This window comes from Mesorhizobium sp. RCC_202, assembly GCF_041355295.1.
In the GTDB taxonomy this organism is placed as follows: Bacteria; Pseudomonadota; Alphaproteobacteria; order Rhizobiales; family Rhizobiaceae; genus Mesorhizobium.
Genome location: NZ_JBFUPO010000017.1, coordinates 35,736 through 52,423 on the forward strand (window position 1 = coordinate 35,736; position 16,688 = coordinate 52,423).

General features: G+C 63.0%; 15 protein-coding genes. 7 read left to right on the forward strand and 8 right to left on the reverse strand.

Annotated features, from left to right (window positions below):
* Nucleotides 1-75: 75 nt before the first annotated feature.
* Complete coding sequence (locus AB6802_RS28030; RefSeq protein ID WP_371013453.1) at nucleotides 76-2,646, forward strand: FAD-dependent oxidoreductase; 2,571 nt, start codon at nucleotides 76-78, stop codon at nucleotides 2,644-2,646.
* 9 nt (nucleotides 2,647-2,655) lie between these two features.
* Nucleotides 2,656-4,011: a M24 family metallopeptidase gene (locus AB6802_RS28035; protein ID WP_371013454.1), complete on the forward strand. Its 1,356-nt coding sequence runs from the start codon at nucleotides 2,656-2,658 to the stop codon at nucleotides 4,009-4,011.
* Here the strand turns inward: AB6802_RS28035 and AB6802_RS28040 are convergent.
* Both AB6802_RS28040 and AB6802_RS28045 read right to left on the reverse strand, forming a co-directional pair.
* Nucleotides 3,976-4,803, reverse strand: a complete 828-nt coding sequence (locus AB6802_RS28040; RefSeq protein WP_371013455.1) for a phosphate/phosphite/phosphonate ABC transporter substrate-binding protein — start codon at nucleotides 4,801-4,803, stop codon at nucleotides 3,976-3,978. The genes AB6802_RS28035 and AB6802_RS28040 overlap by 36 nt on opposite strands.
* A 91-nt stretch (nucleotides 4,804-4,894) precedes the next feature.
* Entirely contained in the window at nucleotides 4,895-5,908 is a 1,014-nt protein-coding gene (locus AB6802_RS28045; protein ID WP_371013456.1) for a fatty acid desaturase, read from the reverse strand.
* A 231-nt stretch (nucleotides 5,909-6,139) separates the two neighbouring features.
* Here AB6802_RS28045 and AB6802_RS28050 point away from each other — a divergent pair, with 231 nt between their 5' ends.
* The 3 genes from AB6802_RS28050 to bmt all read left to right on the forward strand — a co-directional run bounded on the left by AB6802_RS28050 (nucleotide 6,140) and on the right by bmt (nucleotide 8,804).
* Nucleotides 6,140-6,997: a helix-turn-helix domain-containing protein gene (locus tag AB6802_RS28050; RefSeq protein ID WP_371013457.1), complete on the forward strand. Its 858-nt coding sequence runs from the start codon at nucleotides 6,140-6,142 to the stop codon at nucleotides 6,995-6,997.
* Between the two features lie 73 nt (nucleotides 6,998-7,070).
* Entirely contained in the window at nucleotides 7,071-7,673 is a 603-nt protein-coding gene (locus tag AB6802_RS28055; protein WP_371013458.1) for a DUF1989 domain-containing protein, read from the forward strand.
* 108 nt (nucleotides 7,674-7,781) lie between these two features.
* Complete coding sequence (gene bmt, locus AB6802_RS28060; RefSeq protein WP_371013459.1) at nucleotides 7,782-8,804, forward strand: betaine--homocysteine S-methyltransferase; 1,023 nt, start codon at nucleotides 7,782-7,784, stop codon at nucleotides 8,802-8,804.
* A gap of 9 nt (nucleotides 8,805-8,813) precedes the next feature.
* On the opposite strand, the gene AB6802_RS28065 is transcribed toward bmt, so the two are convergent.
* The 4 genes from AB6802_RS28065 to AB6802_RS28080 form a co-directional block, all read right to left on the reverse strand.
* A complete protein-coding gene (locus AB6802_RS28065) occupies nucleotides 8,814-9,092 on the reverse strand; it encodes a hypothetical protein (RefSeq protein ID WP_371013460.1) in 279 nt (92 codons plus the stop codon).
* A gap of 138 nt (nucleotides 9,093-9,230) precedes the next feature.
* Nucleotides 9,231-11,378, reverse strand: coding sequence for a von Willebrand factor type A domain-containing protein (locus AB6802_RS28070; protein WP_371013461.1), 2,148 nt, complete (start codon nucleotides 11,376-11,378; stop codon nucleotides 9,231-9,233).
* Nucleotides 11,379-11,380: 2 nt separating this feature from the next.
* Nucleotides 11,381-11,941, reverse strand: a complete 561-nt coding sequence (locus AB6802_RS28075; protein WP_371013462.1) for an RNA polymerase sigma factor — start codon at nucleotides 11,939-11,941, stop codon at nucleotides 11,381-11,383.
* Nucleotides 11,942-12,127: 186 nt separating this feature from the next.
* The gene (locus tag AB6802_RS28080; protein ID WP_371013463.1) at nucleotides 12,128-12,859 is read right to left on the reverse strand and encodes a dienelactone hydrolase family protein; all 732 of its coding nucleotides are present in this window, start codon (nucleotides 12,857-12,859) and stop codon (nucleotides 12,128-12,130) included.
* 58 nt (nucleotides 12,860-12,917) lie between these two features.
* On the opposite strand from AB6802_RS28080, the gene AB6802_RS28085 reads away from it, so the two are divergent.
* The gene (locus tag AB6802_RS28085) at nucleotides 12,918-13,304 is read left to right on the forward strand and encodes a hypothetical protein (RefSeq protein ID WP_371013464.1); all 387 of its coding nucleotides are present in this window, start codon (nucleotides 12,918-12,920) and stop codon (nucleotides 13,302-13,304) included.
* Nucleotides 13,305-13,323: 19 nt separating this feature from the next.
* Here AB6802_RS28085 and AB6802_RS28090 read toward each other — a convergent pair whose 3' ends face one another.
* Together AB6802_RS28090 and AB6802_RS28095 are read right to left on the reverse strand one after the other, a co-directional pair.
* Nucleotides 13,324-14,010: a hypothetical protein gene (locus tag AB6802_RS28090; protein WP_371013465.1), complete on the reverse strand. Its 687-nt coding sequence runs from the start codon at nucleotides 14,008-14,010 to the stop codon at nucleotides 13,324-13,326.
* A gap of 89 nt (nucleotides 14,011-14,099) precedes the next feature.
* Nucleotides 14,100-15,674: a trimethylamine methyltransferase family protein gene (locus AB6802_RS28095; RefSeq protein WP_371013466.1), complete on the reverse strand. Its 1,575-nt coding sequence runs from the start codon at nucleotides 15,672-15,674 to the stop codon at nucleotides 14,100-14,102.
* 269 nt (nucleotides 15,675-15,943) lie between these two features.
* Here AB6802_RS28095 and AB6802_RS28100 point away from each other — a divergent pair, with 269 nt between their 5' ends.
* A complete protein-coding gene (locus AB6802_RS28100) occupies nucleotides 15,944-16,642 on the forward strand; it encodes a B12-binding domain-containing protein (RefSeq protein ID WP_149905338.1) in 699 nt (232 codons plus the stop codon).
* The last annotated feature ends 46 nt before the right edge of the window (nucleotides 16,643-16,688 follow it).

A 16,688-nucleotide genomic window follows, 5' to 3' on the forward strand; every position in this document is an offset into this window, starting at 1 on the left:
GGCGATGAACGATCGACCGGCAACTCGTCGCCCGCATTCACTCGATTCAGTCTCTATAAAAACGGACCTGTCTTCATGAAATCCCATGTAAAAGCGGTTGTCATCGGTGGCGGCGTCGTTGGCTGCTCGGTGCTCTATCATCTGGCCAAGGCCGGCTGGACCGACATCATGCTGATCGAGCGTTCCGAGCTCACCTCCGGTTCGTCCTGGCACGCGGCGGGCGGCTTCCACACGCTGAACGGTGACCCGAACGTCGCCAAGCTGCAGGCTTATACGGTGCAGCTCTACAAGGAGATCGAAGAGATTTCCGGCCAGTCCTGCTCGCTGCACCTGACCGGCGGCGTCATGATGGCCGATACGCCCGAGCGCATGGACTTCCTGCGCCTGGCCCACGCCAAGGGCCGCTATCTCGGCATGGACACCGAGCTGATCACGCCATCGGAAGCCAAGGCGATGTTCCCGCTGATGGACGAGACCAATTTCGTCGGCGCCATGTGGGATCCGGTCGAAGGCCATCTCGATCCGTCCGGCACCACCATCGCCTACTCCAAGGCCGCGAAGAAACTCGGCGCCGAGATCGTGCTACGCAACCGCGTCGTCGACCTCACCCAGCAGCCGGACGGAACCTGGAACGTCGTCACCGAGCAAGGCACGGTGCATGCCGAGCATGTCGTCAACTGCGGCGGCCTGTGGGCACGCGAGATCGGCCGCATGGTCGGCGTCGAGCTGCCGGTGCTGGCCATGGAGCACATGTACCTCTTGACCGAGCCGATGCCCGAGGTCGAGGAATTCAGCAAGTCGACCGGCCGCGAGATGATCGGCGTGCTCGATTTCAAGGGCGAGATCTACACGCGCCAGGAGCGCAACGGCATCCTGCTCGGCACTTATGAGAAGGCCTGCAAGCCCTGGTCGCCGGTCAACACGCCGTGGGATTTCGGCCATGAACTCCTGCCACCCGACATCGACCGCATCGCGCCGTCGCTGGAGATCGGCTTCAAGCATTTCCCCGGCATCGAGAAGGCCGGCATCAAGCAGATCATCAACGGCCCCTTCACCTTCGCGCTCGACGGCAACCCGCTGGTCGGTCCGGTGCAGGGCCTGACCAATTTCTGGTGCGCCTGCGCCGTCATGGCCGGCTTCAGCCAGGGCGGCGGCGTCGGCCTGGCGCTGTCCAACTGGATGGTGCATGGCGATCCTGGCTTCGACGTCTGGGGCATGGACGTCGCCCGCTTCGGCGAATGGGCCGGCCTGCGCTACACCAACGCCAAGGTTCGCGAAAACTATTCGCGCCGCTTCTCGATCCGCTTCCCGAACGAAGAGCTGCCGGCCGCCCGTCCGGCGCAGACGACGCCGCTCTACGACACGATGCTTGCCAACAACGCCGTAATGGGCGATTCGTGGGGCTTGGAAACGCCGCTCTGGTTCGCGCCGAAAGGCTCAGAGCCCAAGGACATCGTATCCTTCCACCGCTCCAACGATTTCGGCCCGATCGGCGAGGAAGTGCGCGCCACGCGCGAGCGCGTCGGCGTCACCGAGATCGCCAACTTCGCCAAATACGAGGTGTCGGGACCGGCGGCCGAGGATTTCCTCAACCGGCTGATGACCAACCGCATGCCCAAGGTCGGCCGCATCGTGCTGACCCCGATGGTCAACGAGTTCGGCAAGCTGATCGGTGACTTCACCATCGCCAAGGCGGGCGAGGACCGCTTCATGATCTGGGGCTCGTCGGCCGCGCAGAAATACCATATGCGCTGGTTCGAGAAGCACCTGCCGAAGGACGGTTCGGTGCGCATCCACCGCTTCGACCAGACGCTGGTCGGTCTGTCGATCGCCGGTCCGAACGCGCGGGATTTGCTGCAAAAGCTCGTGGATACGGACGTCTCGACCAAGGCCTTCCGCTTCATGGATTTCCGCGAGATGGCTGTCGGTGGCGCGCCGTGCCTGGTCAACCGCATCACCTATACCGGCGACCTCGGCTACGAGATCTGGATGGCTCCGGCCTATGAACGCCTGGTCTACAAGGCGATCAAGGATGCGGGCGCGGAGTTCGGCATCGTCGATTTCGGCATGCGCGCGCTGCTGTCGATGCGTCTCGAGAAGAACTTCCCGACCTGGTTCCGCGAACTGCGCCCGATCTACGGCCCGTTCGAAGGTTCGATGGACCGCTTCATCAAGCTGGAGAAGAACGATTTCATCGGCCGCGAAGCATCCGCCAAGGAACAGGCCGACGGCCCGAAGTTGCGCCGCGTCTCGTTCATCGTCGATGCGACCGATGCCGACGTGATGGGCGACGAGCCGATCTGGGCCAAGGTCAGCAAGGATTACGGCACGGTGGAAAAGCCGCACGGCTATGGCGCGCCGCGCTTCGATACGGCGGGCAAGGAAGTGCGTGGCTCCAAGGCCGCCGAAGGCGCGTCCGCCGTGCGCGGCATCGTCGACGGCGAGTGGCGTGTGGTCGGCTGGGTGACGTCGGGCGGCTATGCGCATTACGTCCAGAAGTCGATGGCGCAAGGCTATGTGCCGGCGGCTCTCGCCGAGGACGAAAGCGCTGGCCTGTTCGAGATCGAGATTCTCGGCCATCGCCGTCCGGCCCGCATCAATGTCGAGGCGCCGTTCGACCCGAGTGGCGAGAAGATGCGGAGCTAAGGCTCGGCCATGGACAGCGCGGCGCCAAAGGGAAGCTTCGGCCGCCACCGCAAGATCATGCCGTTCGAGCCCGGCTCGATCGAGGCGTTGCGCGAGGCTTCCCGTGAGAAGGCCGCCTCGCTCAACCAGCATGTTCTGGGCTATGGCGAGCAGGCGCAAGCCGAGTGGGCCGTGGCAGGCATTGCCGCGCCCGATCTGCCGGCGATGCGGAAATACCGGCTGCAGCGCATCCGCGCCGAGCTGAAGCGCCGCGGCTATGCCGGCGCCCTGCTCTACGACCCGGTCAACATCCGCTACGCCACCGACTCGACGAATATGCAGCTCTGGGTCGCGCACAATCCGACCCGGCACTGCTTCGTTGCAGCGGAAGGCCCGGTGGTGCTGTTCGACTATTTCTCCTGCGAGCATCTGTCCGACCATTCCGGCGTCGTCGACGAGGTGCGGCCGGCGATTTCGTGGATGTATCTTTACGGCGGCGAGCTTACCGAGCAGAAGGTTCGCCGCTGGGCCGCCGGCATTGCCGATCTGGTCGCCGAGCATGGCGGCGGCAACCGGCGTATCGCCGTCGACCACATCAACCCCGAAGGTGTCGAGGAACTCGCCCGCCTTGGTGTCTCCATCGGCAATGGCGAAGCCGTCATGGAGAACGCGCGGCTGATCAAGTCGACCGACGAAATCCTGGCCATGCGTCGTTCGATCGTCGCCTGCGAAGCGGCGATGGGCGAGATGGAAGCAGCGCTCAAGCCGGGCATTTCCGAGAACGAATTGTGGGCTGAACTGCATCGCGGCAACATCGCGCGCGGTGGCGAATGGATCGAGACGCGGCTGCTGGCGTCGGGTCCGCGCACCAACCCCTGGTTCCAGGAATGCTCCTCGCGCGTCATCGAGAATGGCGACCTTGTCGCTTTCGACACCGACCTGATCGGCCCTTACGGTTTTTGCGCCGACCTGTCGCGCACCTGGCTGTGCGGCGACAAAAAACCATCGAACGAGCAGCGCGACCTGTTCCGCATCGCCGCCGACCAGATCGCCCACAACACCGAGCTGATGCAGCCGGGCGTATCTTTTCGCGATCTAGTCGAACGCTCCGCCGTGCCGCCGGGCGATTGCTTCCCGACCCGCTACGGCGTGCTCTATCACGGCGTCGGCCTGGCCGACGAATACCCGACGCTGCCGCATGCCAGCGACTGGACCGCCGACACACCCGACGGCGTGCTCGAACCCGGCATGGTGCTGTGCGTGGAAAGCTATATCGGCAGGCTCGGCGGCCGCGAGGGCGTAAAGATCGAGGAGCAGATCCTGATCACCGAAACCGGCAATCAGCAGCTTTCAACCTACAAGCTGGATGCGAGGCTGCTCGGCTAAGCCGGCAAGGGCTTCGCGCATGGCGCTGAGGGTCTTTCCAGGTGTTGTCCGGGCAGTGATATAGGGCAGGCCTTTGCGCCTTGCCGTCCAGCCGACGATCACGACCTTGCGCGCCGCCGGCTCGAAACGCTGCGCCAGCGCCCAGCTTTCGCAGTCGATCGCGGCGACATCCGCTTTGCCCTCGGCGACGGCGACGATCGAGCCCCGGTGGCCGCCGCTTTCGCTGCGCGATGAAAAGATATCCAGGCTTTCACCTACCGCTTGAAGATCGCGCGTCAGCGCGATGATGCCCGACATGGAATCGAGGCTGTTGAAGGTGAAGCGCTTGCCGCGCATCAGATCGAGCGGGAGGATAGCCTTGCCGTCGGCGGGCGAGCGAATCTGTGGCCCCTCGCCAGTCCGCATCACCAGGGCGCTCGAATAGAGTTCGCCCTGCCCGCCCTCATAGGCGTCGTAGCTCGGCTGGCCGACCACCTGCACCTGACCAGAAAGGCCGAGCTCCATCGGCCCCCAGCAGGTCTGTGCGAAGAGCAGGGCCGGATGCAGCCACAGCTTGTGGAAGTCAAGTTCGTCCGGCGGCAGCATCGCGGGATCGGGCGCGATCAGGTCGGCGCCCGCATCGCGGATGCCACCCGGCACTGGCGGCAGGTCGCCATTGCGGCGCACGATCGATTGCGGCGCGTCGATGCCCTTTTTTCGGAAGGCATCGCGCAGCAGCGCCCATTGCGCGTCGATCTCGCCGCGCATTTCGGGCCAGTCATACATCGGCAGGGCCGCAACCAATTCACTCATGCCGACACTCAATCATCATGTCTGGAGAAAGGATCGCAAAAACGCGGCGTCCAATCAGAATTGGCCGACACCGATTCCTGGATGCCCGGACTTATTCCTTGGGCGGCTCGGCCGGCACGGGCGCGCTGCCGAGTCCACTGATGCTGCGCGCCCGGATGCGCGGCTTGAAAGCCCGGCCTGGCTCCGGCCTGCGTCGCAAGGCCGGATGCACGATCGGCTCCTTCGCCTTGAAGGCATAGGCCTTGAGCAGCGCGAAATAGTTCGGATAGGCATAGCCATTGTTCATCCGCAGCCACTCGTCGCGACGGTCGCGAAACAGCTTCGGCAGCCTGTACCAGGCGACCGTTGGGGTCTTGTGGTGGACGAAGTGCAGATTGTTGTTGAGGAACAGGAACGACAGCGGCGAGCGCTCGACGATCACCGTGCGCCCTTCCGGGTGCTCGGACCACTGATGCTCGGCATAGGTACGGATCGAGATCAGCGACTGTCCGAGCCAGACCGGCACCAGAAGGTAGAGCCAAAGCGGCATGCCAAAACCGAACTGGACGACCGGCAGCACAAAAGCAAGACCGATGGCATGCAGCAACCAGGCTTTGCGGATCGCCTTGTCACCAGCAACAATGTGCTTGGCGTCGTCGATGAAGAAGCCGATGCAGGACAGCCACGGGCCGAGTATAAGGCGGCCAATCATCGTGTTGTTGACCTTGAGCAGGAACTTCATCCACGACGGCATGTCCTCGTGCATCCAGAGCGCCTGGTAATAGCTCTCGGGATCGTCCAGCGGATCGGTCAGCCGTTCATCGGCATGATGGCGAAGATGAATGGTCTTGAAGCGGCGGAAGGGCCAGGTCAGGCCAATCGGCAGGAAAACGAAAGCTTCGTTGGCCAGCGCGTTGCGCGTCGGATGGCCATGCAGCACTTCATGCATGATCGATGACTGCAGCGCCAGCGTCAGCGCCAGGATGGCCAGCGCGAGAATGGGATAGGAGGGCCAGAGAAAGAAGCCGGCGACAAGCCATGTACCGTTGCAGAAGAAGGCGAGGACCACGGTCGGCCATTCGATGGCCGGCTTGCTACTTCGACGGATGCCTGCACTGCTTGTCATGCTATCGACCACTGCCCCTCAGTCGCCGGAACCCCAACTGGTTCCTGACAGCATAATGTCAGGAGAAACGATTCCACTCAACGCGACAAAGTGCACAAAATGTTGCGTCTGCGCATTTTTAGCCGCATATGTTGCACATTGTGAACAACCTTAGGGATTCATTTACGCCTGGAGCGCCTGTTAAGCGGGCATCGGCGCAAATTTTTCCTCAAAGTCTAGGGAGGACGAAGGGTGGACAAACGGGACCTGTCAGCAATCTTCCGGGAGCGGCTGAAGCTGCTCCTGACACGTTCCGACCTCAACCAGGCGGCCTTCGCGTCCGCTGTCGGCATCGATCGATCGGCGTTGTCGCAGTTGATGTCCGGCGCTTCGACCCGCTTGCCGCGCGCCGAGACGCTGCTCAACATAGCCGCCGAGTTCAAGGTCTCGCTCGACTGGTTGCTTGGTCTGAGCCAGGACGAAGGCGTCACCGGCGAAATCCGCGAAAGCCTGGAGATCGAGGAGGCCCCGGACGGCTTCGACCGCACGCTGCTGGCCAAATGGTTCGCCGAGGCCGCCGGCACCAAGATTCGCTATGTGCCGGCCGGCATCCCCGATCTTCTGCGCACGCGCCAGCTGGTCGATTACGAAGCCAACATCACCAACCGCAGCCGTTCGGCACAGGCCAGCGAGACGCAGTATCGCATCGAGTACAACCGGCGTCCGGAGACAGACATGGAGGTCTGCATGCCGCGCCACACACTGGAGATTTTTGCGCGTGGCCTCGGTGTCTGGGACCGTTTTCCGGAAGTCGATCGCCGGCAGCAGCTCGATCACATGGCGACGCTGCTTGACGATCTATACCCGACGTTCCGTCTGTTCCTCTATGACGGCCGCATGCGCTACTCCATCCCGCTGACCATCTTCGGCCCCTACCGCGCCGCCATCTATGTCGGCGACATGTACGTCGTGCTCAACGCCACCCAGCCGATCCAGGCGCTGACCCAGCATTTCGACAATCTGATCCGCGCTGCCGACGTCAACCCGCATGAGGCCGCCGCCTTCGCGCGCAATCTGGCCGGCATGTCGTTCCCATCAGGCACTGTCTGACCGCGGTCGTCGTTGCGATGCTGGCAGGACCGGGCCGTGTCAGGGCCGGATGTTCATCGTTTCAGGGAAATCCATGCAAGAACCTGCTCGCATCGTCGTTCCTCCGCAATCAGGCCGCGCCATACGCGTCAAGCGTGGCGATCTCATCCGCGTCATCGACCCCCGTGGACAGCAGGTCTCCGACCTCTGGGCCTTCTCGACCGATGGCAAACTCGACTGGCTGAGCACCTCGCAGACACGCGACATCGTCGAACGGCTGTTTCCCAAATCGGGCGAGCATTTCTACAGCGCCGCCGGCAAGATCATGCTGACCTTGGTCGAGGACGCATCGCCCGGCCCACATGACATGCTCTACCCGGCTTGCGACAACGCGCTTTACGAGCGGGCCGGCCTGCCGAACCACCCGAACTGCCGCGACAATCTGATGACGGCGTTGGCTGGTGAAGGCATCGAGCTGCCTTTTGCGCCCGACCCGGTCGATCTGTTCCAGAATTCCTTGCCGCAGCCGGACGGCACGCTGGTGGTCGAGGCCTCGATCAATCCGCCCGGCGGCTATGTCACCTTGCGCGCGGAGCAGGATCTCCTGCTTGTCGTCACCGCTTGCTCGGTCGACCATCACCCGACCAATGGCGATGCCTGCACCGAGATCGAGGTCGAGATCAGTTCGGCTGCGTAAGCAGCAGGCGAATTCGGGCGCAAATTCGTTGACTGGACATAAAGACTTGTTTATATCCTTATTCCAATTCCATATCCTTATTCCAATTTCGGCACGAAAGCTATCGCCATGACCGCGACCAATCCGATCGACGCACTGCTTGCCGAAAAGGGCGTGCTTCTGGCCGACGGCGCCACCGGCACCAACCTGTTCGCGATGGGTCTGGAGGCCGGCGAGGCGCCGGAGTTGCTCAACGATACCGCGCCCGACACCATCGCCAGCCTGCACCAGAATTTCGTCGATGCCGGCGCCGACATCATCCTCACCAACTCCTTCGGCGGCACCCGCCACCGCCTGAAGCTGCATCATGCGCAGGACCGTGTTTTCGAGCTGAACAAGCGCGCCGCCGAGATCGCCCGTTCCGTCGCCGACAAGGCCGGCCGCAAGGTGATCGTCGCCGGCTCGGTCGGCCCTACAGGCGAATTGCTGGTGCCGCTTGGCGCCATGACCTATGACGAAGCGGTCGAGGCCTTTGCTGAGCAGATCGAAGGCTTAAAGGCCGGCGGCGCCGAAGTCGCCTGGATCGAGACCATGTCGGCGCCCGACGAAATCCGCGCCGCCGCGGAAGCCGCGATCCGCGTCGGCCTGCCCTACACCTATACCGGCTCCTTCGACACTGCCGGCCGCACCATGATGGGGCTGCTGCCGAAGGATATCCATGGCGTCGTCGACGGCCTGTCGCAGGTGCCGCTCGGCGTCGGCGCCAATTGCGGTGTCGGCGCTTCCGACATCCTGGCCTCGCTGCTCGACATGACCGAGGCAAAGCCGGAAGCTACCGTCATCGTCAAAGGCAATTGCGGCATTCCGGAATTCCGCAGCACCGAGATCCATTATTCCGGCACGCCGGAATTGATGGCCGACTATGTCAGGCTGGCGGTCGATGGCGGCGCGAAAATCGTCGGTGGCTGCTGCGGCACCTCGTTCGCTCATCTCGCCGCAATGCGCAAGGCGCTCGACGCGCACACCAAGGCTGACCGCCCGACTGTCCAGACGATCGTCGAGCGCATCGGCCCGATGCGCAACAAGGTGGCGACGGCAAACACGGCCGAGACCAGCGAAGCACGCCGCGAGCGCCGACGCGGCCGTGCCTGATAGCGGGTTCTACTTGCTGTTTTCGGCGTAGCGCGACAGCGCTGTGTTGAAATCGACGACATTCTGATTGTCGGTGCTCATCGCCATGAGGGCACCGGACGAACTCGCGTCGCTGATCTGCTCCAGCATCGAGTGGAAGCGGTCGTTGTTCAGCGCCGAGAGCGCAGTGTTGCGGGCCGCGTCGACATCATTCCTGATGCGTGTGGATTCCGCCGACGGAGCAGCTTCTTTGCGTATCGGCGCGTTCGCCGCCGTTGCATTCGCGTTCCCGGTCGTCGTGATATGCACTGCTATTCCCTCAGACCCCTCTATCGGCAGTGCTAACAGAGGGTCATTGCGATCAGGTTCCGGAAAAGCCACGCAATTTAACGATCGCGGAAGGCCGGCGGATTTGTCCCGCCGGCCCCGCGTTCGATGCAAAATGCCTTACTTGCTGGCGCCCAGCGAAGAAGCCAGCCGCACCAGCGACAGGAACTCGGCCCTGTAGCCGAACGGATCGGCGCCGCGCGCGGCGTTGGCGATCTCGGCGATCCGGTCGTAGCCGAAATTCGCCGTCTGGTCCTCGTCACGCAGCTTCTGGCCGAAAGCCGCGACCGCAACCGAGAAGCGCTGGTCTGTGCCTGCCTGGTCAAAAGAGGAAACCTCGTTGGCGGCCGTCACCGGCGTGGTGATCAGCTTCGAGACATTCTCGTCCGGGAGCTTGTAGCGGATCTTGACGAAGGCATATTCGCCGGCATTGGCGACGCCGCCATTGTCGACCTTGGCCTGGCCGTAGCGGAGCGGATCGACCTGCTCGCCGCCGCTGCCCTTGGGCGTGATCTCGTAGATCGCGGTCACTGCATGGCCCGAGCCGATATCGCCGGCGTCGACGCGGTCGTTGTTGAAGTCCTCGCGGTTCAGCGCCCGGGTCTCGTAGCCGACCAGCCGATATTCCGACACCGTGGCCGGGTTGAACTCGACCTGGATCTTGACGTCCTTGGCGATCGTGAACAGTGTCGAGGACGCATCGTCGACCAGCACCTTCTGCGCCTCGGCCAGCGTGTCGATATAGGCGGCCGTGCCATTGCCGTTCTGGGCGATGGTCTGCATCATCTGGTCGTTGAGGTTGTCGCGGCCGAAGCCGAACACCGACAGGAACACGCCGGTCTTGCGCTCCGTCTCGATCAGCCGCTTGAGATCGTCGTCGTCGGTCTGGCCGACGTTAAAATCGCCGTCGGTGGCAAGCATCACCCGGTTGACGCCGCCCTTGACGAAGGATTGCTGGGCAAGCTTGTAGGCTTCGCGAATGCCTTCCTCGCCGGCCGTCGAGCCGCCCGGCTCGAGGTTGTCGATGGCCGCAAGGATCTTCTCTTTCTCCGCCGCCTTGGTCGGCATCAGCACCGTGCCGGCATTGCCTGCATAGGTGACGATCGAGACGGTGTCGTCGGCCTTGAGCTTGTTGACCAGCATTCGGAAGGCCGACTTCAGCAGCGGCAGCTTGTCCGGCTCGTCCATCGAGCCTGAGACATCGATCAGGAAGACCAGATTGGCCTTCGGTTGCTCGGCCGGCTTCACGTCGAAACCTTTGATCGCGACATGCATGAGCTTGGTGTGCTCATTCCACGGCGTCGGCATGACGGTGACCGTTGAGTTGAACGGCGTCTTGGCCGAATCCGGTCCCTTCCAGTCATAGGGGAAGTAGTTGATCATTTCCTCGACACGCACCGTGTCGGCGTCCGGCAGAGCGCCTTCCTTCAGCGAACGGCGCACGAAGGAATAGGACGCCGTATCGACATCGATCGAGAAGGTCGAAACCGGATCCTGCGCGGTTTCATGCACCGGATTGGTCTTGAAGGTCTCTATGCGATTGCGGTTTTCCTCCTGCGGCTGCAACTGATCGGATGGCATCGGCGTGGGCTGCACCATCAGCTTGGAATCGGGGACCGCTTCGAGCGCACGTTTAAGCTTCGCGGCATCACCCGGAGCCGAGAAACCCATCCGCACCACCCCATTATCCGCCGCCCCGGCTTTGCCTCCAACTGTCCCAGCCGGCGAGGGCGCAGGCACCGCTTCTGGGGCCATTTCCTGCTTGAGGCTGTCGACCTCAGTTGCCGGTTTTGGCGGGGATGCCGGTGCAACCTGCGCCTCATCTTCGACACGCCTCTCACTGTCGGCGTCGGTCTTCTTCTCCTTGGCGGGTGCTGCCGCCAACGGCTCGTTGACCGCCGGCTGCTCCGGCGCAGGCTTCTGCGCCTCCGGCTTGTCGGCAACCGTCTCGGCGATCTTGCCATTGTCGATAGCGACCGGCGGCTGCTCCTTCAGCATCTCAAAAGCGGCATAACCGGCGATGGGCAGCGCGACCAGCGCGGTGATAGCCGGGGTGGCAATGAGTTTGCGTTGCATGATGTCTCTCCAGAGCTTGTGTGCTCGCTCCGTGAGACGAAGGCCTGATGCCGATCCTTTGGGTGCCGTCGAAATTTTTTCGCTCGTGTCGAAAGCCTGCATGGCGGCAGCAAACGCGCGCGCCTTCGCCTCGCTATCCGGCGCCGGCACGGCGAGATCGCGCAGCCTTTCGAGTTCGTTGTCGTCGACCATGGTCACACTTCCCCGGCTGAGCGCATCAGCACTTTCAGCCGTTTCTTCGCTTCATGGATGTGCCAGGAGACCGTCGTCTCCGAGATCGCCATCACCTCCGCCGCCGCCGCGTGATTAAGACCTTCACCATAGACCAGCAGCACGGCGTCGCGTTGCTTGTCGGGTAACAGGCGCACCGCCGCCCATAACGCTTCGGCCGGATCCTGGGGCTCAGCCGCCCCTTCGCCGGAAATCCGCGCATAGGCGCCGTAGGCATCGGTCTTGGCAGTGTCGCGGGCGCGCTTGCGCATCATGTCGCGCGCCGCGTTCAGCGTCATGGCATAGAGCCAGGTCGTGAACGCGCCGCTGCCCTGATAGTCGCGGATTGCGCGGCCGAGCCGCACGCAGACGTCCTGGGCGATGTCCTCGGCGTCGGCCTTGCGGCCGCACCAGCGATAGGCGGCGCGATAGACAAAGCCATAGTGCCTTTCGAGCAATATGCCGAAAGCCCCTTTGTCTCCGCCCCTCGCCCGCCCGATCAATTCGGCATCGGAGGCATCGCTGTCGTCCAGCATCATCGCCATCATTTGCCTGTTGGACGAAGGCTAATGACCAATCCTTGGGGCGATGCAAAGATTTTTTTGCGGCTCCATTTTCTTCCTTCTCCCCGTTTCACGGGAAGAAGCTGCCCGAAGGGCGGATGAGGGGCGGCGCCAACCTTCGAAGGTTCGCACCACGAGGCGCCCTTCAGGCAATGCGCGCGCGGAGACTCAGCCCAGCGTCTCGCCGAAAAAGGCCGTCAGCCGCTTCCAGTGCCGCTCGGCGCCCACCTCGTCATAGACGCTATGGTCCGGCACGCACCAGCCATGCCCTACACCGACATAGTTCTCGATGACATGGTCGACCTCGGCCACCCGCAGCGCTTCCGCCAGCCGCGCCGACTGTTCCGGCGGGAAGCTGCGGTCGACGCCGGCGGTGCCGACATAGACGCGCGCCTCGATCGAGGCCGCCTTGCGGTGCGGACTGTCTGGCGCCTCGCTGGCCAGATTGCCGCCATGAAAACTCGCAGCCGCGGCGATACGGTCGGGATAGGTGGCCGCCGCGTTCAGCGCCCGCGCGCCGCCCATGCAGTAGCCGACGACACCGACAGGCCCATCGATGCCTTCCGCCTTCAAAGCATCCAGGAACGCCTCGCTGTCGCGGATGGTCATCTCCTGAGTGGTGCCGCTCACCAGCGCCATCAGCCTGGTCTTGGTTTCCTCTACCGTGAAGGCGGTCTTGGCGTCGAACGGCCCATAGGGCGCGTTGCGGTGGAAAAGGTCGGGCACCAAAACGGCATAGCCGTGACCGGCCAGACGCCCGGCCATCTGATCCAGCACCGGCCGCGGCCCGAACGCGTCCATATAGACGATCACGCCGGCCTTGGCTGCGCCGGACGGTCGGAAAAGCCCGGCTTTCGCCTTGCCGTCCCTGGTTTCGATCTCGATCTGCTGCTTGGCCATGGACGCTCCGTTTTCTTGTCGAGAGATACATATCCGTGCGCGACCGTCGGGCAAGTCAATGGTCGACCAGCCATGTTCACAAATGCGTATCGCCCTTGGCTTTTGCTTGGCTTCTGCGCAATTTGACACTCTTCCACCTGGCCTGAGAGACGAAGCTTCTATGTGGCTGACTGCATTGCTTGCTTTTCTCGCAGGCGTTTTTGGCTCCAACGGCGTCCCGCATTTCGTCAGTGGGATAACCAAGGGCTCCTACCCTTGCCTGTTTGGCAACTCCGCTATCCCCAATCTGATTGCGGGCTGGACGAGCTTGGTTGTAGCGAGCCTCTTCGCCTACATGGCCAATTTCGCGCAGTATCCCATCATTTCGCTGGTCTCGGCTGCCATCGGCGTTCTGCTGATGGGTCTGTTCCATGCGGCTGGCCTCGCCTTCGGCCGGAAGTCCTGAGACCGGAGAAGCTTGCCGGCTAGCGCGCAAAAGCCCTCATATGGAAGGCCTGCACGTGCGCCGGATAGCGATAGGACGTGCCGTAAGGACAGGCATTGCGGTCAAGGCAACCGCCGTCGCGGCACGGCGCGCCATTCGCGCCCCGCACATGCGCCAGACAGGACTGGTAGGAAAAGCCATCCCTCGAATAGGCGTCGACCGGGCAGGATTTCAGGCAAGGTTTATCGATGCATGTGTCGCAAAGATGAATCGCTGCATGAGGTTCGGCGAGCGCAAGCTCGTCCTCGAACAGCAATGCGCCGCGATAGGCGTGCCAGAGCCCGTATTGCGGATGCATGAGGATACCGAGTGGCGACGGTTTCAGCCCTTCCGCCCGCATCGCCCATTGCTGGAACGGCAGGTAAGGCCTGTCGGAAGGCGACACGGCGCGTGCGCCGAATTCCGCCGCGACAGCGCCGATCGTCTCGCGCGACCAGCTATCGAGCGGATTGGCGAGCGCCTGTGGCTGCTTTTCCCGCCAGCGCAGGAAATGCGGCCAGGGCGCCGCGCCAGCCTGCCCGACCAGCAACACCGATTTTGCACGGACGCCGGATGGGCCGATCGGGGGGTCCTCGCCATCGGGAAAATTAAAGCCGCCGCGCAGGATCAGGCCATTGGCCGCCAGCGCGGTCGCGATCTCCTCGACCGGGCCGCGCGAAAGCGTCATCCCTTCTTGTCCGGGTCGGAGAAGGCGCTCCGCCAGACTTCCTTGTGGATGATGTTGGCGACTTTAGCCCCGCCTGACTCGGGCTCCTTTCAAGTGAAGGCGTCGGGCATCGACCCCTTCTTCTTGGCGATGAAGTCCTTCAGCGCCTCGTCGATGGACGGGTCGAGGAACGGCGCCTCATAGCTTTCCAGCCAGCGGCGTGCGAGATCGTTAGCGCGTTGGGGCGCGGTCTTTTCGCCCTCGGCCAGCCACTGCTCGTAGGAATTGTTGTCGGCGATGTTGGAACGGTAGAAGGCGGTCTGGAAATTCGCCTGGGTGTGGTCGCAGCCGAGATAGTGGCTGCCCGGGCCGACCTGGCGGATGGCGTCCATCGCCTGGCCGTTTTCCGACAGATCGACGCCTTCGGCGAACTTCTGCTGCATGCCGAGCTGGTCGATATCCATCATGAATTTTTCATAGCAGGAGGCCAGACCGCCCTCGAGCCAGCCGGCCGAATGCAGCACGAAATTGGTGCCGGCAAGGATGGTCGAGTTGAGCGTGTTGGCACTTTCATAGGCCGCCTGCGCATCCGGAACCTTGGACGCGCAGAGCGAACCGCCGGTGCGGAACGGCAGGCCGAGGCGGCGCGCGAGTTGGGCGGCGCCATAGGAGACCAGCGACGGCTCCGGCGTGCCGAAAGTAGGCGCGCCCGACTGCATCGAGATCGACGATGCGAAGGTGCCGAACAGCACTGGAGCGCCGGGACGGATCAGCTGCGTGAACGAAGCGCCCGCCAGCACTTCGGCCAGCACCTGTGTCAGCGTGCCGGCAACCGTCACCGGGCTCATCGCACCGGCCAGGATGAACGGCGTGACGATGCAGGCCTGGTTGTGGCGCGAATAGACCTTCAGCGCACCGAGCATGGTCTCGTCGAACACCATCGGCGAGTTGGCGTTGATCAGGCTGGTCAGCACCGTGTTGTTTTCGACGAAATCGTCGCCGAACACGATCTTGGCCATCGCGACGGTATCCTCGGCCCGTTCCGGCGCGGTGACCGAGCCCATGAACGGCTTATCGGAATATTTGATATGGCTGTAGACCATGTCGAGGTGACGCTTGTTGACCGGCACGTCGACCGGCTCGCAGACAGTGCCGCCCGAATGATGGATCGACGGCGCCATATAGGCGAGCTTCACGAAATTCTGGAAATCCTCGATCGTGGCGTAGCGGCGGTTGCCGTCGAGGTCGCGCACGAAGGGCGGGCCATAGACCGGCGCGAACACCGTCGCGTTGCCGCCGATCTGCACCGAACGCTCGGGGTTGCGCGCATGCTGGGTATAGATGGGCGGCGCGGTCTTCAGCAGCGAGCGGCACAGGCCCTTGGGGAAGTGCACGCGCTCGCCCTTGATGTCGGCGCCGGCTTCTTTCCACAATTGCAGGGCTTCAGCGTCATCGCGGAAAATGATGCCGATCTCTTCCAGCACCGTGTCGGTATTCTTCTCGATCAGCGCCAGGCCTTCCTCGTTGAGGACTTCATAGACGTTGATCTTGCGCTTGATGTAGGTGAGCTGGGTGCCTGGACCGCCGCCGGCGCGCGCCGCGCGCCTTGCCGCCGCTCCGCCACTGGCGCCGCGTCCGCGTCGCGCATTGGACGCTTCCTGGTCGACTGCCGCGTTCTCGCTCATGATCGTGCTTCCTATAACCTGGCCCGAATTGGCTTGCGGCGCCTCGCCGCCGCGTCTTGCCGGATCGTAGCCATGCACTCTATTCGAAACGGCCAGCCAGCGCCAACGCCTGTCGCAAAATCGACAAGAAAAGCGCTAATTTTTCAGTCGCTTTCCTTTTGCGGGAAGTCGCAAATCAGCTATGGATGCACGGCCCTGGCGGGTTAGGTATTGGCGCATCGATTTTTAAGCTGCCGCAGTCAGTCCGAGCAGCAAGGAGCCCGAGAAAAATGTCCGACGACGAGATCATCCTTTCCGAGCTTTCCGACGACGAACTCGTGCAACAGATGCACGACGATCTCTATGACGGGCTGAAGGAAGAGATCGAGGAAGGCACCCGCATCCTGCTCGATCGCGGCTGGGCGCCCTACAAGGTGCTGACCGAAGCGCTGGTCGAAGGCATGCGCATCGTCGGCGAGGATTTCCGCGACGGCATCCTGTTCGTTCCCGAAGTGCTGCTCTCGGCCAACGCCATGAAGGCCGGCATGTTCATCCTGCGCCCGCTGCTCGCCGCCACCGGCGCGCCCAAGCAGGGCAAGATGGTGATCGGCACCGTCAAGGGTGACATCCACGACATCGGCAAGAACCTCGTCGGCATGATGATGGAAGGTGCCGGCTTCGACGTCATCGACCTCGGCATCAACAATGCGGTCGAGAAATATCTCGACGCCATCGAGCAGCATCAGCCCGACATCATCGGCATGTCGGCGCTGCTCACCACCACCATGCCCTACATGAAGGTCGTCATCGACACGATGAAGGAAAAGGGCATCCGCGACGACTATGTCGTTCTCGTCGGCGGCGCGCCGCTCAACGAGGAATTCGGCAAGGCCGTCGGCGCCGACGCCTATTGCCGCGATGCCGCGGTGGCGGTCGAGACCGCCAAGGATTTCATGAAGCGCAAGCATAACGTGCGCGCTTCCGCCTGACCCCAAGTCCGCCTGACTCAAGGCATCAGGATGGATCGATAGGAAA